This window comes from Streptomyces sp. NBRC 110028, from assembly GCF_001417735.1.
Classification (GTDB): domain Bacteria; phylum Actinomycetota; class Actinomycetes; order Streptomycetales; family Streptomycetaceae; genus Streptomyces.
In genome coordinates this window covers 51370-72230 of sequence record NZ_BBUZ01000030.1, presented here as the reverse complement: position 1 = coordinate 72230, position 20861 = coordinate 51370, and the positions used below count along the sequence as shown (strand labels likewise).

The 20861-nt window shown below is 72.4% G+C and carries 19 protein-coding genes and 1 pseudogene; 15 read left to right on the top strand and 5 right to left on the bottom strand.

All coding sequences use genetic code 11. The features are described 5' to 3' along the window. Nucleotides 1-21 precede the first annotated feature (21 nt). The 3 genes from ASC60_RS22220 (at nucleotide 22) to ASC60_RS22210 (ending at nucleotide 5530) form a co-directional block, all read left to right on the top strand. The gene (locus ASC60_RS22220; protein WP_079038544.1) at nucleotides 22-1416 is read left to right on the top strand and encodes an MFS transporter; all 1395 of its coding nucleotides are present in this window, start codon (nucleotides 22-24) and stop codon (nucleotides 1414-1416) included. 47 nt (nucleotides 1417-1463) lie between these two features. Continuing rightward, nucleotides 1464-1871: a YchJ family protein gene (locus ASC60_RS22215; protein WP_055553683.1), complete on the top strand. Its 408-nt coding sequence runs from the start codon at nucleotides 1464-1466 to the stop codon at nucleotides 1869-1871. Between the two features lie 140 nt (nucleotides 1872-2011). Next, entirely contained in the window at nucleotides 2012-5530 is a 3519-nt protein-coding gene (locus ASC60_RS22210) for a phosphodiester glycosidase family protein (protein WP_055553682.1), read from the top strand. A 51-nt stretch (nucleotides 5531-5581) separates the two neighbouring features. Here the strand turns inward: ASC60_RS22210 and ASC60_RS22205 are convergent, their stop codons facing one another. Beyond that, entirely contained in the window at nucleotides 5582-6142 is a 561-nt protein-coding gene (locus ASC60_RS22205) for a tyrosine-type recombinase/integrase (protein WP_055553680.1), read from the bottom strand. An 82-nt stretch (nucleotides 6143-6224) separates the two neighbouring features. After that, nucleotides 6225-6350: pseudogene (locus ASC60_RS39510) on the bottom strand (DUF1348 family protein); the annotation flags it as partial. Nucleotides 6351-6405: 55 nt separating this feature from the next. On the opposite strand from ASC60_RS39510, the gene ASC60_RS22200 reads away from it, so the two are divergent. The 4 genes from ASC60_RS22200 (at nucleotide 6406) to ASC60_RS22185 (ending at nucleotide 9692) form a co-directional block, all read left to right on the top strand. Continuing rightward, complete coding sequence (locus tag ASC60_RS22200) at nucleotides 6406-6912, top strand: metallophosphoesterase (protein WP_055553677.1); 507 nt, start codon at nucleotides 6406-6408, stop codon at nucleotides 6910-6912. A gap of 119 nt (nucleotides 6913-7031) precedes the next feature. Next, nucleotides 7032-8357, top strand: a complete 1326-nt coding sequence (locus ASC60_RS22195) for an MFS transporter (protein WP_063787184.1) — start codon at nucleotides 7032-7034, stop codon at nucleotides 8355-8357. Nucleotides 8358-8464: 107 nt separating this feature from the next. Beyond that, a complete protein-coding gene (locus ASC60_RS22190; RefSeq protein WP_234357074.1) occupies nucleotides 8465-9022 on the top strand; it encodes a DoxX family protein in 558 nt (185 codons plus the stop codon). Between the two features lie 118 nt (nucleotides 9023-9140). Further along, nucleotides 9141-9692, top strand: a complete 552-nt coding sequence (locus tag ASC60_RS22185; RefSeq protein ID WP_055553962.1) for a hypothetical protein — start codon at nucleotides 9141-9143, stop codon at nucleotides 9690-9692. 79 nt (nucleotides 9693-9771) lie between these two features. Here ASC60_RS22185 and ASC60_RS22180 read toward each other — a convergent pair whose 3' ends face one another. Then, nucleotides 9772-10014: an ACT domain-containing protein gene (locus tag ASC60_RS22180; protein WP_055553675.1), complete on the bottom strand. Its 243-nt coding sequence runs from the start codon at nucleotides 10012-10014 to the stop codon at nucleotides 9772-9774. Between the two features lie 141 nt (nucleotides 10015-10155). On the opposite strand from ASC60_RS22180, the gene ASC60_RS22175 reads away from it, so the two are divergent. Further along, nucleotides 10156-10617: an Lrp/AsnC family transcriptional regulator gene (locus tag ASC60_RS22175; protein ID WP_055553673.1), complete on the top strand. Its 462-nt coding sequence runs from the start codon at nucleotides 10156-10158 to the stop codon at nucleotides 10615-10617. Nucleotides 10618-10644: 27 nt separating this feature from the next. Here ASC60_RS22175 and ASC60_RS22170 read toward each other — a convergent pair whose 3' ends face one another. Together ASC60_RS22170 and ASC60_RS22165 are read right to left on the bottom strand one after the other, a co-directional pair. Then, complete coding sequence (locus ASC60_RS22170) at nucleotides 10645-11412, bottom strand: FadR/GntR family transcriptional regulator (protein WP_055553671.1); 768 nt, start codon at nucleotides 11410-11412, stop codon at nucleotides 10645-10647. Continuing rightward, the gene (locus ASC60_RS22165) at nucleotides 11409-12872 is read right to left on the bottom strand and encodes an amidase (RefSeq protein ID WP_063787183.1); all 1464 of its coding nucleotides are present in this window, start codon (nucleotides 12870-12872) and stop codon (nucleotides 11409-11411) included. The genes ASC60_RS22170 and ASC60_RS22165 overlap by 4 nt, the downstream gene beginning before the upstream one ends. 123 nt (nucleotides 12873-12995) lie before the next feature. Here ASC60_RS22165 and ASC60_RS22160 point away from each other — a divergent pair, with 123 nt between their 5' ends. From ASC60_RS22160 to ASC60_RS22130, 7 genes are read left to right on the top strand one after another with little or no spacing between them, the layout of a single operon-like run. Further along, the gene (locus tag ASC60_RS22160; RefSeq protein ID WP_055553669.1) at nucleotides 12996-14069 is read left to right on the top strand and encodes an isocitrate/isopropylmalate dehydrogenase family protein; all 1074 of its coding nucleotides are present in this window, start codon (nucleotides 12996-12998) and stop codon (nucleotides 14067-14069) included. 5 nt (nucleotides 14070-14074) lie between these two features. After that, complete coding sequence (locus ASC60_RS22155) at nucleotides 14075-15589, top strand: ABC transporter substrate-binding protein (protein WP_055553667.1); 1515 nt, start codon at nucleotides 14075-14077, stop codon at nucleotides 15587-15589. A gap of 16 nt (nucleotides 15590-15605) precedes the next feature. Next, complete coding sequence (locus ASC60_RS22150) at nucleotides 15606-16556, top strand: ABC transporter permease (RefSeq protein ID WP_055553664.1); 951 nt, start codon at nucleotides 15606-15608, stop codon at nucleotides 16554-16556. Then, entirely contained in the window at nucleotides 16553-17431 is an 879-nt protein-coding gene (locus tag ASC60_RS22145) for an ABC transporter permease (RefSeq protein WP_199831022.1), read from the top strand. Before ASC60_RS22150 ends, ASC60_RS22145 begins: the two co-directional genes overlap by 4 nt. Further along, the gene (locus ASC60_RS22140; protein ID WP_055553662.1) at nucleotides 17428-18489 is read left to right on the top strand and encodes an ABC transporter ATP-binding protein; all 1062 of its coding nucleotides are present in this window, start codon (nucleotides 17428-17430) and stop codon (nucleotides 18487-18489) included. The genes ASC60_RS22145 and ASC60_RS22140 overlap by 4 nt, the downstream gene beginning before the upstream one ends. Beyond that, entirely contained in the window at nucleotides 18482-19354 is an 873-nt protein-coding gene (locus ASC60_RS22135) for an ATP-binding cassette domain-containing protein (RefSeq protein WP_055553660.1), read from the top strand. Before ASC60_RS22140 ends, ASC60_RS22135 begins: the two co-directional genes overlap by 8 nt. 5 nt (nucleotides 19355-19359) lie before the next feature. Next, nucleotides 19360-20853 carry an aldehyde dehydrogenase family protein gene (locus tag ASC60_RS22130; RefSeq protein WP_234357073.1) on the top strand — a complete coding sequence of 498 codons (1494 nt, stop codon included), beginning with the start codon at nucleotides 19360-19362 and terminating at the stop codon, nucleotides 20851-20853. The last annotated feature ends 8 nt before the right edge of the window (nucleotides 20854-20861 follow it).

The following is a 20861-nucleotide window of genomic DNA, read 5'->3' as shown; positions in this document are numbered from 1 at the left end:
GACCTTCAAAGGAGAGCCGCCTTGAAGACCCCCAGAGTCGCCACCACCCCCACCGGCCCGCCGTCCCAGGACGAGTCCGCCACCGCGCCACCGCGCCCGCGCGGCCTGCGGCACAACACCCGCTGGCTGATGGTCTTCCTCTGCTTCCTCGGCATGACCGTCAACTACGTCGACCGCGCCACCATCTCCATCTCCCTGCCCTACATGACCGATGACCTGCACATCGGCCCCGAGTGGCAGGGCGTCATCCTCAGCATGTTCTTCGTGACCTACGCGCTGGGCCAGCTGCCCGCCGGGGCGCTGATCGACCGGTACGGCGAGAAGAAGATGCTCGCGATCGGCGGGCTGATCTGGTCGGTGGTCACCATCGCCACCGGATTCGTCCGGGGCATCGGCAGCCTGCTCGTCGCGCGGCTGGCGCTCGGCGCGGGCGAGGCACCGGCGTACCCCTCGTGCGCCAAGTCCGTCTCCCGCTGGTTCCCGGTCCGCGAACGGGCGCTGGCCAACAGCGTCTGGGACAACGGCGCCCGGGCCGGTACCGCGGTCGCCGCCCCGGTGGTGACCGCGCTGATCGCCTGGCAGGGCTGGCGGATGGCGTTCTGGGTCACCGGCGCGGTCGCCCTGCTGTGGGTCGCGCTGTGGCTGAAGGCGTACCGGGAGCCCTCGGCGGCCGGCGGGATCAGCGCCGAGGAGCGCGCCTACGTCGCGGCGGGCGGCGCCCGGCTGGAGGAGGCCTCCGCCGAGGACACGGCCGAGGGGCCCGAGGACACGGCGCCGGAAGAGCCCGCGGTGCGCTGGCGGGATCTGTTCCGGTATCGCACGGTCTGGGGCATGATGATCGGCTTCTTCTGCCTCAACTACGTCATCTACTTCTTCATCACCTGGTTCCCCAGCTACCTCGTCGACGCCCGCGGCTTCGACCTGCTGAAGCTCGGCTTCTACGGCGCCCTGCCCGGCGTCGTCGCCATCGGCGGCAGTCTGCTCGGCGGCTGGACCAGCGACACCCTGCTGCGCCGCGGCTGGTCGGTGACCCGGGCCCGTAAGACCTGCCTGGTGTGCGGAATGCTCTTCTCCTCCGTCATCGCCTTCGCCGTGCTCGTCCCCAGCGCCATGTGGGCCCTGACGCTGCTGTCCGTCAGCTACGCCAGCCTCGCCTTCTCCGCCGCCTCGGTGGCCAGCCTGCCCGCCGACGTCGCGCCCACCCCGCGCCATGTGGCCTCGCTCGGCGGCATCCAGAACTTCGCGTCCAACCTGGCCGGTGTGCTCGGCTCGACCACCACCGGACTGCTGCTGGGCTTCTTCAACCACTCGTTCGTCGCCCCGCTGATGCTGTCCGGCGCGCTGTGCGTGGTCGGCGCCCTCACCTACGGCCTGGTCATCAAGCGGGTCGAACCCCTGCGGATGTCCGCCGCCTGAGCCCGGGCCGTCGCCGAGGGCTCCGCCGAGGACGTCACAATGGGTCCATGTCCCGACGCACGCGCCGTACCGCCCCCGTGACCTGCCCCTGCGGACTGCCCGCGCCGTACGCCGACTGCTGCGGCCGCCTGCACCGGGGGGAGGCCGGGGCGGCCACGGCCGAGCAGCTGATGCGGTCCCGGTACAGCGCCTTCGCGGTAGGGGACGAGGCGTATCTGCTCCGCAGCTGGCACTCGACGACCCGGCCGCCCCGGCTCGAACTCGACCCGGGGCCGCGGTGGGTGCGGCTGGAGATCCTCGGGACGACGGACGGCAGCGCGTTCCATTCGACGGGCACGGTGGAGTTCCGCGCGCACTACGTGGACGGTGGGCGCACGGGCGAGCAGCACGAGAACAGCCGCTTCACCCGTGAAGGGGGCGCGTGGGTGTACGTGGACGGGGTGTCCCTGCCCTGACGCGCCCCCATCGGCGGCGGCCGAACGGCGTTTGTTCTCCATGATGTCGCCCACGCCTTCTGGCGCGCCGTCACCTCCATGGCGATGCTGGGGCGCTGTGCGTGGGAACCACGCGCGTCCCATGGCCCCATGGAGTTGCCATGCCCCCTGTCGCGTTCACCAGACCCGTGGCGGCGCTGGCCGCCGCCTGTGCCCTCGTGCTGGGTGCCGTAGACCAGGCCGCCGCCGAGGGCACCCCGGCCCCGGCGCCCGAACCCCTCCCCCGCTCCTCGTCGGAGATGCTGCGGCCGGTCGCCCCGCCGGCCGCCGTCAACCCCGCTCCCGGCGCGCGGTCGATCGCCGACGGCGACGGCATCCGGACCGCCGGCTCGTCGCGGCCGGTGGCCCCGGGGGTGCGGCTGACCTCGTACGACCGGCTGGAGTCGGACAAGTGGCTGCGCGCCGACGCGCTGTCGGTGGACCTCACCGGCGCGACGAAGGTCGACTATCTGCACCCGGACAAGGTCTCCCGGCGCGAGCCCGTCTCCCAACTGGCCCAGGAACACGACGCCGGGCCGGGGCGCCGCACGGTCGCCGCGATCAACGGCGACTTCTTCGACATCAACCAGACCGGCGCCCCCGAGGGCACGGGCATCGGCGACGGCCGCATCGTCAACTCCGCCGCGTCCGGCTCCGGCAACGCGGTCGGCATCGGTCCGGACGCCGCGGGGCGCATCCTCCAGCTGTACTTCGACGGCACGCTGACCCTCCCGGACGGTCGGCGTCCGCTCGCGGCGATCAACGCCGCCGACGTCCCGGCGGGCGGCATCGGCGCGTACAACGCCCGGTGGGGCGAGGCGGACCGGGCGCAGACCGTGGACGGGGCGCGGCGCGCCGCCGAGGTCACGGTCGCGGACGGCAAGGTCACCGCGGCGGCCACAGCGCCCGGCAAGGGGGCGATCCCGGAGGGGGCCACCGTGCTGGTCGGCCGCGACGCCGGGGCGGACGCCCTCGGCCGGCTGGCGGTCGGGGACGCGGTGTCGTGGGAGTACCGGCCCCGTACCGACAGCGGCGACACCCCGCGCACGGCGGTCAGCGGCCGTGAACTCCTCGTCGTGGACGGCGCACCGGTCGGCCACGAGGGCGAGGGCAACAACACCGCGGCGCCGCGCACCGCCGTCGGCTTCTCCCGGGACGGGCGGACGATGCAGGTCCTCACCGTGGACGGACGGCAGGCGGACAGCGGCGGGGTCACCCTGACCGAGCTGGGCCGGATGATGAAGGACGCGGGCTCCTACAGCGCGCTCAACCTCGACGGGGGCGGCTCCTCCACGCTTCTGGCGCGCGAACCCGGCAGCGACACGGGCCGGGTGGAGAACAGCCCGTCCGACGGCAGCGAGCGGCCCGTGCCCAACGGGCTCGCCTTCACCGCCCCCGACGGCAGCGGCCGGCTCCGGGGCTTCTGGGTGGAGACGGCGACCGGCGCGGCCGACGCGCCCACCGTCGATCCGGTCCGGGGCGGCCACCCGGAGCGGGTGTTCCCGGGGCTGACCCGCCGTCTCACCGCCGCGGGCTACGACGAGACCTACGGCCCGGCCGAGGGCGCGCCGCACTGGCAGACGGCCGACCCCCGGGTCGGCCGGGTCGGCGCCGACGGTACGTTCACCGCGCGCCACGGCGGCGGCACGGCGGTCGTCGCCCGGCGCGGGACCGCCCGTGGCTCGCTCCGGCTGAGCGTGCTGGACGAGCTGGACCGGATCCGGCCCACCAGCCGGCTGATCGGGCTCGCCGGCGCCGGGGCCACCGGCCGTTTCGGGATCGTCGGCCTGGACGCGCACGGCACCAGCGCACCCATCGAGCCGTCCGACGTCCGGCTGAGTTACGACCACGCGCTGTTCGACATCGCCCCGGAACCGGCGACCGGGAACTTCACCGTCAAGGCCCGCGGCGACCGGGCCGCGGGGCAGGTCGAGGTCGCGGTCGGCGGCGCCGTCACCGTGCTCGCCGTCACCGTGGGCCTGACCGACCAGCCGGAGGCGTCCTTCGACGACGCCGGGCGGTGGACGTTCAGCCAGGCCCGCGCCTCCGGCTCGGCGCGGGCCACGCCCGACGGCCGCAGCGGCACCGGACTGGAGCTGACCTACGACTTCGGCCAGTCCACCGCCACCCGCGCCGCCTATGTCACCCCGCCGGAGCCGATCGCGGTGGACGGCCAGCCGCAGTCGTTCGGCCTGTGGATCAAGGGCGACGGCAAGGGGGCGTGGCCCACCCTCCACCTCAAGGACGCCGCGGGCTCGGACCAGTTGCTGCGCGGCCCGTACATCACCTGGACCGGCTGGCGACATGTCGACTTCGAGGTTCCGGCCGGGATCGCGTATCCGCTGAAGGTGAGCCGCTTCTACCTCGCGGAGACGGCCGCCGGCCGCCAGTACACCGGCGGTGTCACCCTCGACGACCTCACCGCGCGGGTGCCGCCCGCCGTCGATCTGCCGAAGGAGGACGTACGCCCCGATCCGCTCATCGCCACGGCCGCGCGCACCGAGGGCCGGGACTGGCGGTTCGCGGTGATGTCGGACGCCCAGTTCGTGGCCCGCGCCCCGGACAGTCCGATCGTGGCCCGGGCCCGCCGCACCCTGCGCGAGATCAAGGCGGCGAAGCCCGACTTCCTGGTCATCAACGGCGACCTGGTCGACGAGGGGTCACCCGCCGATCTCGCTTTCGCCCGCCGGGTGCTGACGGAGGAGCTGGGCGATGACGTGCCCTGGACCTACGTACCGGGCAACCACGAGGTGATGGGCGGCTCGATCGAGAACTTCACGGCCGAATTCGGCCCCGCGCACCGCGCGTTCGACCACCGGGGCACCCGCTTCATCACCCTCGACACATCGAGTCTGCGGCTCCGGGGCGGCGGCTTCGACCAGATCAAGGAGTTGCGCGAGCGGCTGGACGCGGCCGCCGCCGATCCCGCCATCGGCTCGGTCATGGTGATCGAGCACGTCCCGCCGCGTGATCCCACCCCGCAGCAGGGCAGTCGGCTCGGCGACCGCAAGGAGGCCGCGCTGCTGGAGAACTGGCTGGCCGACTTCCGCCGTACGACGGGCAAGGGCGCCGCGTTCATCGGCGGCCATGTGGGCACCTTCCACGCCTCGCGGGTGGACGGCGTCCCGTATCTGATCAACGGCAACGCGGGCAAGAACCCGGCCACTCCGGCCGCGCGGGGCGGCTTCACCGGCTGGTCGATGGTGGGCGTCGATCCCGTCTCGCCCCGGCAGCGGGCGGCGGCGCGCCACGCCCCGTGGAGGGGCGGGCCCGACTGGGTGTCGGTGCAGACCCGGGCCCATGTGGACGGGCTGACGGTCACCGCGCCGGCCGAGGTGCGCACCGGGCAGGACGCGGACGTCACGGCGTCGGTGATCCAGGGCGAGGGCTTCGATGCCCGCACGGTGCCGGTCGGCTGGCCGCTCAGCGCGGACTGGACCGGTTCGCCGCGCGTCTACGTCGGCGACGTGACCCACGCCCGGCCCCCGGCCCGCTATGTCGCCGCGTTCGACCCGGCGACCGGCAAGATCACCGCGCTGCGCCCGGGTACGGCGACCCTCACGGTGACCGTGAACGGTGCGACGGCGCGGGCGCGCTTCTCGGTCACGGCGGCGGCCAGGGACGAGGCTCCCGCGGCGTGAACGGGCCGGTGGGGGCGGGGTCCGCCGTGGCCCCGCCCCCCACCAGCGGCATCAGGTGTCCCAGACCCGGCGGACCTGTTCGAAGCGGGTCGGCAGCGGCGGACGGCGCGCGGCGTACCGGGCGTTCGTACGGTGGACGAAGCGGCGCCACGAGAGCACCAGCCCCTGCCGGGTGATGGGCAGCCCGGCGGCGACGGTCACCCCGTTGTCATGGGTGTGGTGCACCGTGAGCAGCAGCGCGTCCGGGACGGATCCCTCCAGTTCGGTGCACAGTTCCTCGCGCACCAGCAGCCAGCGGCGCAGGACCAGGATCGTCCCCGCGTCCAGACCGTGCCGCCGGGGGATCCGGTGCTTGCCGTGTTCGATGGTCACCCATCCCGCGTCCAGGTCGAGCGAGGACATGGTGCAGCGCAGCAGACCGCCGTAGCGGGCGCCGCTGGCCCGGGCCAGGCCCACGATCACCGCGAGCCGCACCGTCTCCGGCTTCGCCCCGTTCTCCAGGGCCTGCACCGACAGCAGCCGCCAGACCCACTCCGCCTCCGCGGCCGACACCACCGGACGCGGATACCGGTCCTTCGCCGTCTCAGCCGTCCCGCCCGCTCGCGCCGTCACACCGTCACCCTCTTCCGATCGTCCGCTTGGCACATTATTTATGTCATCGGGCGGCTCACAACCCCGGATCGCTCAGACCCCGGGAGTCGACGGAGCAGGCCAGGGCCGCCCTTTCGGGGTCGCGGGAATTCCAGGCGTCCTCCGCCTGACGGACCTTCTGGATCGCGGTTTCCCGGGTGAACGGCGGAAGCGGCGGGCGCTCGGTCACATTCTCTCCCTGTGCGACGGTCAATGGACGCCGATCCACACGGTACGGTCGACGCGTGCGTCTCCTGCTGATGTCGGACACCCATCTCCCTCGCCGGGCCAAGGAACTGCCCAGGGAGCTGCTGGACCAGGTGGCCCGCGCCGATGTGGTCATCCACGCGGGCGACTGGGTCGACACCGCCACCCTCGATCTGCTGGAGGCGCGCTCGCACCGGCTGATCGGCGTGTACGGCAACAACGACGGGCCCGAACTGCGGTCGCGGCTGCCGGAGGTGGCGTACGCGGAGCTGGGCGGGCTGCGCCTCGGGGTGGTGCACGAGACAGGCGCGGCCCAAGGGCGTGAGCGGCGCTGCGCGGAGCGGTTCCCGGAGCTGGACGTGCTGGTGTTCGGCCACAGCCACATCCCGTGGGACTCCACATCGGCCGACGGGCGGCTCCGGCTGCTCAACCCCGGCTCCCCCACCGACCGGCGCCGGCAGCCGTACTGTACGTATCTGACGGCCACGATCGAGGCCGGGCGGCTGACCGCCGTGGAGCTGCACCGGCTGCCGCCCCGCCGCTGAAGCCGCCGTTCCCCCGGGCGTGACCCGTCCGCCCGTTCCCCTCACCTCCCGTCGAGTTCTCACTTCTTTCATCAGCCCCTGTCCCGTCCCCCTTCCGTGGTGCTGATGAGGAGTTACCGATGACGGTACGGAGCGCTGCTTCCGTACGGCGCCCGGCGCTGGCCGCCGTGTCGCTGGCCATGTTCTGCGTCCAGCTGGACGCCTTCGCGCTGAACCCGGCGCTGCCCCGGATCGGCCGGGATCTGGGGACCGGCGGCGGGCTGTCGTGGGTGGTCAGCGGCTATCTGCTGGCGGCGGCCTCGCTGATGCTGGGCGCCGGGCGGCTGGGCGATGTGCTGGGGCGGCGCGCGCTGCTGACGGCGGGCCTCGCCGTGTTCGGGGGCGCCTCGCTGGTGTGCGCGCTCAGCCCCTCGCTGCCGGTGCTGGTGGGCGCCCGGGTCGTCCAGGGAGCGGGCGGCGCGCTGGCCATGCCGGTGGGGCTCGCCCTGCTGACGCACACCTATCCGCCCGCGCTGCGCGGGCGGGCCCTGGGGTGGGCGATGGGCGTCGGGGGTGTCGCGACGGCGTGCGGCCCGTTCGTGGGCGGGGTGCTGACCGAGGCCGTGTCCTGGCGTGCGGTGTTCTGGCTCAATGTGCCGGTCGCCGCGCTCGCGGCGGGCTGCGCGGCGCGGGCGGCGGAGCCCCGGGACTCCGGCACGCCGCGCCCGGTGGACGGGAGGGGCCTGGTCGCGGCGACCGCGGCGGTGACGGCGCTCGCGGCGGGCATCGGCCGCGGGCCGGTGTGGGGCTGGGCGTCGGGCCGTACGGCCGCCGCCCTGACCCTGGCCGCCGGCCTGTTCATGGTCTTTCTGCGGTGCGAACGGGCGGCACCGAGCCCGCTGGTGAGCCCGGCCCTCCTGCGCAACCGGCCCTTCGTGGCGCTCACGGCGGCGGGCGCGGTGGCCAATGCCGCGACCGTGGTGTTCCTCTTCGTGGTGCCGATGTCACTGCAGGGGCCGTGGCGGCTGTCGGCGGCGGCCGCCGGGGCGGCCTTCCTCGCCCCCGCCGTGGCGATGTCCGTGGCCGGTCCGCTGGCCGGGCGGATCGGTCCGGCGAGGGCGGTCGGGGCGATGGCCGGATGTCTGGGCCTGGGCGGGGCGGGGCTGTGCGCGGCGCAGGCGGCGACCTCGCTGACGGGCTATGTGCTGGTGGCCACGGGCTGCGGGGCCGCGCTCGGGGTGGCCGGTGCGCTGACGCTCATCGCCACCCAGGCGGCCGCGGGCCCGGAGCTGGCGGGCGAGGCGTCCGGCGTGACCAAGACGGCCATCACGACCGCGGCCGGTCTCGGTGTGGCCCTGTGCGCTCCCGCCCCCGGGACGTCCCTGACCCTGGCCGGTGTGAGCTGTCTGGCCACCGCCCTGCCGCTCGCCGCCGGGGCGCGCCGCGGCCTGACGCGCCTCCGGTGAGCGCACCGATTGAAGCCATGGCGTGATGACGGCAAAGTGAATATAAGGCCCATATCCCTTATCCGGCTCGGTGGCCGCGCACCGAACCCCGACCCGACGAGGGCGCCATGTCGTACTACGGCGACGAGAACACTCCCCCGATGGGTACGCCCGTCCACGCCTCCCCCAGGAGCGCGCCGGGCGTCCTGCGCGCCCATGACGTCGGCCTGCTGGTGGTGCGGCTCGGGGTCGGGCTGATCGTCGCCGCGCGAGGGGCGCAGCATCTGTTCGGCTGGTGGGACGGGCTCGGGATCTCCCGGACCGCGGTGGAATTCGCCCACTTCGGCTACCCGGCACCCCGGGCGATGGCCGTCTGCGCGGGGCTCGTCGAAACCCTGGGCGGGCTGGGGCTCGCCGTGGGGCTGCTCACGCCGCTGGCCGGAGCCGCCGTGGCGGGCACGATGGCCAACGCGGTCGCCGCCACCTGGAAACTCGGACTCTTCGGTGGATTCGAGCTTCCGCTGCTCATCGGCGTCTGCGCGGCCGGGCTCGCGCTGACCGGGTCGGGCCGGATCGCCGTCGACGCGCTCATTCCGGGCCTGCGGTCGCAGCGGATCGGCTACGGTGTGGCAGCGCTCGTCCTCGCGGCGATCCTGGCGACGGTCACGATCCTGCTGCGCACCTGACGCGGCGCCCCGATCCGTCCGGCTTCCGGTGAACGGGGCGCGGCGGTTGTCCGTATGGCTCTGTACGCGCCCTGGCAGGCGGGGCGCGGACGCGAAGAACCCTATGGAGGACCAGCTCATGAGTGAACGGTTCACTCCTCCCATCCAAGCCCTTCCGGACGGGGATGCCGAAGTCCGTCTGGTGCTCCATCTGCCGTGGGACGTGGTGTCCGCACTGGGTCAGGAGGCCGGGCGGCTGGCCGCCCAGACGCACCGGCCGGTGAGCCTGGACGAGGCGGTCAGCCACCGGCTGCGCACCCAGGCCATGGGCGCGACCCACACCAAGCCGCCCCAGCTGGAGCGGAACCAGCCCGCGCCCACGCCGGCCCCCTCGGCGCAGCCCGCGCCCCGCTCCCCCGGCGAACAGGCCCGCCAGGCCATCGACAAGATCAACGGTTCCGCCCCCTCCCCCAACGGCGGTCAGAACGGGGCCACGCACGGCGGGGCCGGTCAGGGCGGCTCGCAGAGCGGCACCGAGGCCTCCGGTCCGCCGCCCGGCGCCACCGCCGCGGACACTCCGCCCGGCGACCGCGGAATCCTGGAACGCCCCGCCCGGGCCACCGGCCCGGTGAACGGCACCGGGCACGGCCCGGGGTCGCTGAACGGCACGGCCACCGAGATGCCGAGATGAGCACCACGGCGTAGCCGCCGTATGCGTGAGGGTGCCGTCCGCGCCGGGACGGCACCCTCACGCATACGGCAGCCGCCCCTCAGACGACCTTGACGACGTCGAGCGACCGGTTCAGGAAATCGACGAGCTGCCGCACCCTGGTCTCGTCCGCCGTGTCCACCTCGATGGTGATCCTCCGCAGCCCGTCGACGGGCGCGGCGACGTCCATGGTGAGCACGTCGAACCGGCGATGCGCCAGGATCGAGGCGACCCGGGCCACCGCCAGGGGCACGGCGGCGACATCGAGGCGCAGGAGCGTTGCGGAGTGTGGTGCGGCTGGCATGAGGACACGGTTTCAAGGGGGCCGGGCCGGGCACAACACGCGCACAACAAAAGTGCGCACAGCGATGGACGGACGCTCTTTGCGGGAAGTCCACCGGGGCGGGGAGTGACCGTTGCGGCAAGCGCCGCTTACACTTGCGGCATGTCGGCACCCGTACATCTCGACTCGGTCGATCTGCGGATCCTGGAGTTGTTGCGAGCCGACGGGCGGCGCACCGTTCGCGACATCGCACGCCTGGTGCGGCTCTCCCCGGCGCCGGTCCGGCGGCGCATCGCGCGCCTGGAGGAGTCGGGGGTCATCACCGGCTACACGGTCACCACGGATCAGGCCAAGCTCGGCCAGGGCCTCCAGGCGGTCACCGAGCTGCGTTTCACGGGCGACACGGACATCCACGACATCGTGGAGTTCGCGTCGACGCTGCCGGAGGTCGACGAGGTGCTGACGCTCACCGGCGATGTGGACGCACTCGTCCGGCTGCACGTCGACAGCGTCGACGACCTGCAGAAGGTGGTCAACCGGCTGCGCCGTAAGGGCGCCGGTGTGCTGCAGACGAAGACGCTGATCGTCATCGACTCCTGGCAACGCGGCACGCCCGTGCCCTGAGCGGGTCAGGGCACGGCGCGGGACCGCTCAGGCCTCTTCGTCGTCCATGAGCGCGAGCAGCGGCTCCCGCTCGTCCTCGGGGACGTAGACGGCGTAGTACTCGTAGAGCTTGCGCCGCGAGATGCGGGCCGCCGCCGGGCCGTCCCCCTGCCGGATCGCCTCCAGCACCTCCTGGTGGTGCTGGAGCGACTCGCGCATGAGCGCCGTGCTGTTGTGCGCGTGGACGACCTTGTCCGAGATCAGGGTGAGGACGGCGCCCCGGACCACCTGGTTGCAGACCTCGATGAGGGAGTTGCGGCTGGCCACGGCCACCGCCTCGTGGAAGGCGATGTCCGCCTTGCTGAACTCCTCGTACCCGGTCTCGATCGCGTCCGACATGACGGCGAGCGTCCGTTCCATGGCGGACAGCTCCTCCTCGGAGCGCAGCCGGGCCGCCAGCAGGCTCGCCGACCCGTCGAGGATCATGCGGAACGAGATCAGCTCGGCCATCGACATGTTCTCGAACTGGACGAGCCGGGTCATCTCCTTGGTCAGCCCGGCCGGTGAGAACGGCAGGATCTCCGGGCCGTGGGGGTCCCCCGGGCGCGAGCGGACGAGGCCGTTGCTCTCCAGTACGCGCAGGGCCTCCCGCACGGTGGGCCGGCTCGCCCCGAACTGTGTCACCAACACCCGCTCGCTCGGCAGCCGCTGACCGGGCTTCAGGTCACCTCGCGCGATCGCCTGTTCGATCTGCTCGACGATGCGCTGGTAGAGCCGTACCGGCGAGACCTGCCGGAACTGTGCCCCGTCGCTCAAGGCTTCTCCCCTTCGGGCGTGGTCGATGTCGTCTTCTTCTTCCCCGTGGGCGCCCCGAGGGCGTGATCCGGCCAGCGCGGGATCGCGTCGGCAGGCCGGTTCCGTTCGTACCATGCCGCCGCCCGCAGGACGCCGAGATCATCGAAACGGCGGCCCGAGATCTGCACCCCGATGGGCCGGCGGTCGGTTGTGAAACCGCAGTTGACGGTGGCCGCGGGCTGTCCCGACATGTTGTACGGCGCGGTGAAGCCGATGTGGGCCATGGTCTTCGCGTCCCCCGGGAACGGCATGGGCCGCTCGGCGGGGAACGCCGCCACCGGGGCCACCGGCGAGAGCACCAGATCGTAGGGGAGCGTCGCCGCCACGGTCCGCGCCTGGATGCGCATGATCTGCTGGTAGCACTGGAGGACCTTCGTGCCGGGGATGTCCGCGCCGCCCTGACACCATCGGATGATGTGGGGGTGGACGCGCATCCGGGCCTCGGGGGCCAGCTCGCGGAAGTCGTTCCAGGACCGCACCCGCCAGAACAGGTCCAGGTCGTCCAGGAGGTCTTGGGTCATGAACCGCTCGACGGGCTCCACGACGGCCCCCGCCGCCTCGAAGACCTCGGCCGCGTGGTTCACCGCGGCCAGGATCTCGGCGTCGCACGGCTCCCCGCAGCCCGCCTCCAGGTGGACCCCCACCCGCAGTCCGCGCACCTCACCGTCCAGCGCCGGCCAGTCGATGTCCTGCGGCGGCAGGCTCGACCAGTCCCGGGGATCCGGCTGGCTCAGGACCCGCATGAACAGGGCCGCGTCCGCCACGGTGCGGGTCAGGGGACCGGCCGCGCGCCCCAGGTACGGGGCGTCCAGCGGGATCCGCCCGTAGCTGGGCTTGAGCGTGGCGAGGCCCAGCCAGGTGCCCGGCAGCCGGATCGACCCTCCGATGTCGGTGCCGACGTGGAGCGGGCCGTATCCCCCGGCGGCCGCCGCCCCCGCGCCGGAGCTGGACCCGCCGGTGGTCCAGTCGGGGTTCCAGGGGCTGCGCGAGATGCCGTGGCGGCTGGAGACCCCGGAGGAGAGCATGCCCCAGTCCGGCATCACGGTCGAGCCGAGGATCACCCCGCCGGATTCGAGGACCCGCGCGGTGATGGGCGCGTCCGCCTCGGGGAGGGCCGGCTCGGTGCCCGCGTTGCCCGAGGGCATGGGCACGCCCCTGCGGGCGACGTTCTCCTTCAGGGTCACCGGCACGCCGTCGATGAGCCCGAGCGGTTCGCCCGCGGCCCATCGGGCCTCGCTGGCCTGGGCCGCCTTGCGGGACTCGTCCGGATCGCGCACCCAGAACGCGTTGAGCACACCCTCCCGCGCCTCGATCACCGACTGGACGGCGTCGTGCACCTCGACCGGCGACAGCGTGCGGTCGGCGAATCCGGCGACCATCTCGACGGCCGGTATGGCGGCAAGGTTCTGTTCCGTGAGCACCCGCACTCTCCTTCGGTCGCGATACCCGGGGCGTTCGAACCCTTGACAGGAACAGCTTCAGTCGCGACGGTACCTGACAAGTGAGCTTACTGGTCAGGCCAGTCATAGCGGAAGGTGGCGTCGATGACGCGGGACACCACAGTCGTCACGCTCGCGGTCATTCCGGGCGACGGAATCGGCCCGGAGGTCGTCGCGGCGACCGTGCCCGCGATCCGGGCCGCCCTGGAGGCCGACGGCCACCGGCTCGATGTGACCCCGCTGGACTGGGGAGGCGAGCGGTTCCTCCGGCAGGGCGCGGCGATGCCGGCCGACGCGGCCGACCAGGTCAAGAAGGCGGACGCCGTGCTGTTCGGCGCCGTCGGACGGCCCGACGTGCCCGAGCACGAACTGGTCTGGGGCCTGATCATCGGCCTGCGGCAGCAGCTCGACCTCGCCGTGAACCTGCGCCCGGTGCGCGCGTTCCCCGGCGTCCCCACCAAGGTGCGCGACACCGATGGCGTGGACCTGGTGATCGTGCGCGAGAACACCGAGGGCGAATACGCCGGCGCCGGCGGGGTGGCCCACGCCGGCAGCGGACACGACCTCGGCATCGAGGTCGCCGTGCACTCCCGCCGGGTCATCGAGCGGGCCGCGCACCAGGCGTTCGGCCTGGCCGGCCGGCGGTCGGGCCGCCTGTGCCTGGTGACCAAGTCCAACGCGATGCGTTACGGCTATCCGCTGTGGGACCGGGTGGTGCGCGAGGTCGGCGAGCAGTATCCGCACGTCGAGCTGGAAACCGTGCTGGTCGACGCGATGGCCGCCCGTATGATCCAGGCGCCGCGCTCCCTCGACGTGCTGCTCGCGAGCAACCTGTTCGGCGACATCCTCTCCGATCTCGCCGCGGTGCTCGCCGGCGGTATGGGCATGGCTCCCAGCGCCAACGTCCTTCCGGGCGCGGATGTGCCGGGCATCTACGAACCGGTCCACGGCTCCGCGCCCGACATCGCCGGGAAGGGCGTGGCGAATCCGGTGGCCTGCATGCTCTCCGGCGCGATGCTGCTCGACGACCTCGGGCACACCACCGCGGCGCGCCGCATCCGGGAGGCGGTGGCGGACACCTTGCGAGACACCAGGCATCACACGGCCGACCTCGGTGGCAACGCCACCACGGCGGACGTCGCAACAGCCGTTCTGCACGCGATGGAAGGCCAGGAGTAGCACGGATGAGACTTCACAAGCGGCTGGCGCGGCGCCCCGGGGCGATAGCGGCCACGCTCGCATGCCTGCCGCTGGCAGCCTGCTCCGCCGGATCCACGGCAACCGGCAGCGCGGGGAAGAACTCCCTGAACATCGGCCTCACCGCCGAGCCGGCCAACTTCGACTTCACCAAGACCGAAGGTGCCGCCATTCCGCAGGCACTGCTGAACAATGTCTACGAGAACCTGGTGAAGCTGGACCAGTCCGGGAAGATCCGGCCCCAACTGGCCACGTCCTGGAGCCTGTCCAAGGACCGCAGGACGTACACGTTCCACCTGGTGAAGAACGCCACGTTCAGCAACGGCGCACGGTTCAGCGCCGAGGACGCCAGGTTCTCCATCGAACGCGTCAAGACCGACTGGACGCTGGTGCAGAAGACCCAGATGGATGTCGTGGACTCGGCGCGGGCGGTGTCGCCCACTGAACTCAAGGTCACCCTGAAGAGGCCGAGCAACGACTGGCTGTACCGGATGACCACCCGCGTCGGCGCGATGTTCAGCCGGACCGGCGTGCGCGAGCTGGCCACCGAGCCGGTGGGCACCGGCCCGTACGTGGTGAAGAAGTGGAATCGCGGCGACTCGATCACGCTGGCCCGTCGCAACGGCTACTGGGGGCGCGAACCGCACTTCGCGTCGGTCACCCTCAAGTACTTCAAGGACCCGACGGCGATGAACAACGCGCTGCTCACGGGCACCATCAACGTGATCGGCCAGATGCAGTCCCCGGAGTCCCTGTACCGGTTCCAGAACAACTCCAAGTACAAGGTCATCGAGGGCACGACCAACGGCGAGGTGGTCCTCTCCCTCAACAACGGCTCGGGCCCGATGAAGAATCCAAAGGCCCGCCAGGCGGTCCGCTACGCCATCGACCACAAGGCCCTGATGGACACCTGCTGGGCGGGCCGCGGCAAGCTCATCGGCAGCATGGTCCCGCCGACCGACCCGTGGTATCAGAACCTCACGGACCTGTATCCGTACGACCGTGACAAGGCCGAGAAGCTCGTGAAGGAGTCCGGCGAAGCCGGGCGTACGCTGCGGCTGCGGATTCCGACCCTGCCGTATGCCACCGCGTGCGGCACCGTGGTCAAGAGCCAGCTGGAACAGGTGGGATTCAAGGTCAAGCTGGACCAGCTGGAGTTCCCCGCCGCCTGGCTGTCCACCGTGTTCAAGAACGCCGACTACGACATGTCCATCATCGGCCACGTGGAGCCCCGCGACATGCAGACGGTGTTCGGGAACAAGACGTCCTACATCCGCTACGACAACCCCACGTTCCGGGCGTTGCTGGCGAAGGCGGACCAGGGCACCCGGGAGCAGCAGATCACCCACATGCGAGCGGCCGCCCGGCTGCTCTCCAAGGACGCGGCAGCCGACTGGCTGTTCCTGCTGCCGAACCTGATGGTGGCGGACAAGGACATCACCGGACTGCCCGTGAACTCCGTGACCGAGTCACTGGACCTCACCGGCCTGGGCCGGTCCTGAAAGGCGGCGTGAACCAATGATCGTCCGTCTCGTACAGCGGGCCGGGGTCCTCCTGGCCGGCCTGGCCGTGAGCTCCGTCTTGGTGTTCGCGTTCATGGCGGTACTGCCGGGGGACCCGGCCCGCGTCGCCCTCGGAACCAGTGCGTCGGACTCGGCAGTGGCGCAACTGCGCGAGCAGTTCGGGCTCGACCGGCCGCTCGTGGCCCAGTACCTCCACTGGATACACGGGCTGCTGACCTTCGACCCGGGGGACTCCTACATCTCCCACGCCCCGATCGGCCCGCAGCTCGCCGACCGCCTCCAGGTCACCCTGTGGCTCGTCGGCACCGCCATGGTGATCGCGCTGATCCTGGCCGTTCCGATGGGCACGCTCATGGCCGTGCGGCACCGCAAGCCCTCCGGGCTCCTCCTCTCGGCCGTCTCCCAAGTCGGCGTGGCCATCCCGGCGTTCCTCGCGGGCATCCTCCTGATCACCGTGTTCGCGGTCGGACTCGGATGGCTGCCGGCGAACGGCTGGACACCTCCGGTGGAGGACCCGGTCCTGTTCGTCAAACAACTGGCCATGCCCGCGCTGGCCCTCGGCATGGTGCAGGCGGCGGTGCTCACCCGCTATGTGCGCAGCGCCGTGCTCGACGTCCTCCGGGAGGACTATCTGCGCACCGCGCGCGCCAAGGGACTCCGCCCCACGCGGGCGCTGCTGCGGCACGGGCTGCGGAACGCGTCGGTGCCCGTGGTCACCGTCCTGGCGCTGCAGCTCGCCACGCTGCTGGTGGGCTCCGTCGTCATCGAACGGGTCTTCGTCATCCCCGGGCTCGGCAGCCTGCTGCTGGACAGCGTCGCCAACCGGGACCTCATCGTGGTGCAGGACGTGGTCATGATCATCGCAATGGCGGTGCTGCTCGTGAACTTCGTGGTGGACATGGTCTATCTCCTGATCGACCCGCGGCTCAGGGGAGGTGCGGTATGAGTGCTCTCGACACCGAGGCCATCGTCGCGTCCGCGGCGCCCGCCGCCCGCCGACGGCGCCGCCCGGTCACGGGCAGCCTCCTGGTGGGCGGGCTCATCGTGGCGCTCGTGATCGGCATGGCGCTGCTGTCCTTCGCATGGACCCCGCACGACCCGACCCTGGTGGATCCGGCGGTGCGGTTGCAGGAGCCGTCGGCCGAGTACTGGTTCGGCACGGACAAGTTCGGCCGCGATGTGTTCAGCCAGATCCTGATCGGCTCGCGCACCACGCTGTTCGTCGGCTTCGTGGCGGTGGGGGTCGCCGCCCTGATCGGGGTGCCCCTCGGCATCGTGGCCGGGATGGGCCCCCGCTGGTTCGGCGAGCTGCTGATGCGCGGCAACGACCTGCTGCTCGCCTTCCCGGCGCTGCTGCTGGCCATCATGTTCGCCGCCGTGTACGGCGCGGGCACGCTGGTCGCGATGATCGCCATCGGCATCGCGTCCATCCCCCATTTCGCCCGGCTGATCCGCGGCGGGACCCTGCAGGTGATGCAGACCGAGTACATCACCGCCGCACGCGCGGCGGGACGCGGGCCGTTCGCGATCGCGGTGCGGCACGTTCTGCCAGGCGTCAGCAGTCTCGTCATCGTGCAGGCGTCGGTGGGTTTCGCCATCGCCGTACTCGCCGAGGCCGCGCTGTCCTTCCTGGGCTTCGGCACCCCGCCGCCCACACCGTCCTGGGGCCGGATGCTCCAGGAGAGCCAGGAGCTGCTGTCCATCGCTCCCCGGCTCGCGGTGTTCCCGGGCGTCGCGATCGCGGTGGCGGTGCTCGGATTCAACCTGCTCGGTGACGGGCTGCGCGACCGTTTCGACCCCAAGCTGGAGGACCGCCGATGACCCCGGTACCCGAGACGGGACCGGCCGCCGCCGCCCATGGCTCTCCCGATGACGTGCTGGCCGTGCGGAACCTCGACGTCACGGTGGGCGGCCGCACGCTCGTCGAAGATGTCGGCTTCACCATCAGGGCGGGCGAACGCGTCGGCCTGATCGGCGAGTCGGGCTCGGGCAAGTCGCTGACCGCGCTGAGCGTCATGGGCCTGCTGCCCGAGGGGGTCCGTGCCACCGGTTCGGTGCGGCTCGCCGGAGTCGGCCACGACCTGGTGGGCGCCGACGAGGCGCGGATGTCCCGGGTGCGGGGCAAGGAGATCGCCATGGTCTTCCAGGAGCCCATGACCGCCCTGAACCCCACCATGAAGGTCGGGCGGCAGATCGCCGAGGTGCTGCTGATCCACCGGACCAGGCCCGACCGGGCGTCCGCCCGCGCCGCCGCCGTGGAACTGCTCGCCCAGGTGGGGCTTCCCGACCCGGCGACCGCCGCCGACGCCTACCCGCACCAGTTCTCCGGCGGTCAGCGGCAGCGGGTGGTGCTGGCCATCGCCCTCGCGAACGACCCCGCGCTGCTGGTCTGCGACGAACCCACCACCGCGCTCGACGTCACCGTGCAGGCGCGGGTGCTCGACCTGATCGTGCGGGGCGTCCAGGATCGCAGGTCGGCCATGCTCTTCATCACCCACGACCTGGCCGTGGTGGCCACCGCCTGCGAACGGGTCATGGTCATGTACGGCGGGCGGCTGGTCGAGTCCGGCCCGGTCCGGGAGGTGTTCACGCGCCCCCGGCACCGCTACACCCAGGGCCTGCTCGGCGCCTCGGACCTGACCGCAGTCGACGACCGAGGCCGGCTGGTCACCATCGCCGGGTCGGTACCGCCGGCGGGGCAGTTCCCCGCCGGATGCGTCTTCAGAAACCGGTGCGCCCAGGCGACCGAGGAGTGCGCCACCCGGCCGGACTGGGTTTCGACCGGGCCGGACTCCGGCTACGCCTGCTTCCACCCGGTACCCGAGGGCGCCGCACCCGGGACCGGCACCCCTGCGAACCTGGAGGCCGGCCGTGGCTGAGCAGCCGACCAGCACCCCTCTCACGCCCGGGCCGCGGACCGGCCCCGCGGACGCCATCACCGTCCGCGACGTCACGCGCGACTACCGGCGGGCCCGTACCTCGCTGCGCCGCCCCAGCCCGCCGGTGCACGCCCTGCGCGGCGTCAGCTTCACCGTCCCCCAGGGGCAGCGGTTCGGCATCGTGGGCGAGTCGGGATGCGGCAAGTCGACCCTGCTGCGGATTGTGGCCGGGCTCGACCGGCCCACCAGCGGCAGTGTCGCGATCGACGGCCGGGACATCACCGGGCTCGGGGAGAGACGGCTGAAGTTCGTCCGCGAGCGGCTGCAGCTGGTGTTCCAGGACCCGATGGGTTCGCTGGACCCGCGCATGCGTGTCGGCGACATCGTGGCCGAACCGCTCGTCGCGCAGGGGCACGGGAACCGCCGGGAGCGGGTGGCCGAGCTGCTGGAGGCGGTCGGCCTGCGCGCCGACGCGGCGGACCGCTATCCGCACCAGTTCTCCGGCGGCCAGCGGCAGCGCATCTCGATCGCGCGTGCCCTCGCCCCCCGCCCGAAGATCATCGTGGCGGATGAGCCGGTGAGCGCCCTGGACGTGTCCGTACGGGCCCAGGTGCTCAACCTCATCACCGACCTCGTCGAGGAGTTGTCCCTCACGCTGGTCTTCGTCTCCCACGACCTGTCCGTGGTCCGCCATGTGTGCGACCGGGTCGCGGTCATGCACGCCGGACAGATCGTGGAGACCGGGCCCACGGAGCAGGTGTACGAGGACCCGCGGCATTCCTACACACGCAGGCTCATCGCCGCCGTTCCGACCCTGGGCAAGGCACTGTCCGGGGTGTCGGCAGCCGACCTCAACCGGGAGTAGCGACCGTGACCACCCAAGTCCCATCCGCCGACGGCGCATCCCCCGTGGGGAAGGAGTTCCCCGAGGGCCTTCCCATCGGCGACCACTGGGTCGAGGCACCCGCCACCGGGGACGTCCGCTTCCCCTACGACGGGACACTCGTCGCCCGGGCCCCCGTCGGGGACACCGGCCTCGCGCGCCGGGCACTGGACGCGGCCCTCGCCGTGCGCGAGCAGGTCGGACGGCTCCCCTCGCACACCCGCAGGGCCGCGCTCCTCGCCACCCACGAGGCCGTCACCTCCCGGCGCGTGGACTTCGAGCGGCTTCTGGTCCTGGAGACCGGAAAGCCACTGGTCGACTGCCGGGTCGAGGTGGATCGCACCCTGCTGACCCTGCTGACCGCGGCCGAGGAAGTGGCCCGGCTGCACGGGGAGACGGTGCCGCTGGACCTGCTGCCGTCGGGCGAGGGGCTGCTCGGCTTCTGGACCCGTAAGCCGATCGGCGTGGTGGTGGGCATCGCGGGCTTCAACTACCCGCTGCTGCTCGCCGCGCACAAGATCGCGCCCTCACTGGCCGCCGGCTGCCCGATCATCGTCAAGCCCGCCCCGCAGACACCGTTGGCCACCCTGTGGCTGGTGCACCTCCTCCGCGAGGCCCTGAGCGCACACGACGCGCCGCGGGCGGCGGTGCAGCTGGTGACCGGCGGGCCCGAGGTGGGTGTCGCGCTGACCACCGACCGCCGGATCGGGGCGGTGTCCTTCACCGGTTCCGCCGCGGTGGGCCACCGGATCGCCCGGGACGCCGCCCCCACGAAGGTGCTGCTCGAACTCGGCTCCAACGCCGCCTTGGTGGTGGCCGCCGACGCCGACCTCGACGCCGCCGCCGACGCGGTCGTACGCGGCGGGTACTACGCGTCGGGCCAGGCGTGCATCAGCGTGCAGCGGGTCATCGTGGTCGATGCCGTGCGGGAGGAGTTCGTGGCCCGGCTGACGGAGCGAGTGGCCCAGGTGGCCGTGGGCGATCCCCGCGATCCGGCGACGCGTGTCTCGGCGCTCATCGACGAGCGGTCGACCGGGCGGGTGCGCGCGTGGCTGGCGGAGGCGGTGGAGGCGGGGGCGTCACTGGCGGCCGGAGGCCGGGTCACCGACGGGGTGATCGAGCCCACCGTACTGCTCGATGTGGACCGCGCCCTTCCCGTCTGGGACGAGGAAGTGTTCGGCCCCGTGGTCGCGGTACGGTCCGTCCCCGATCTGGAGACCGCCTTCGACGTGGTCAACGACTCACGCTACGGACTGCACGCGAGCGTCTACACCAGCGCCCTGGACACGGCGTTCACCGCTCTCGACCGCCTGGAGGTGGGCGGGGTGGTCGTCAACGAGGTTCCCGGTTTCCGCTCCGACGTCATGCCGTACGGCGGCGTCAAGGACTCCGGGACCGGAAGGGAAGGCCCGAGGTTCGCCATCGAAGAGCTGACCGTCACCCGTATGGCAGTGATCCGCCCGACGACACAGAAGCCGTGAGGACCCCA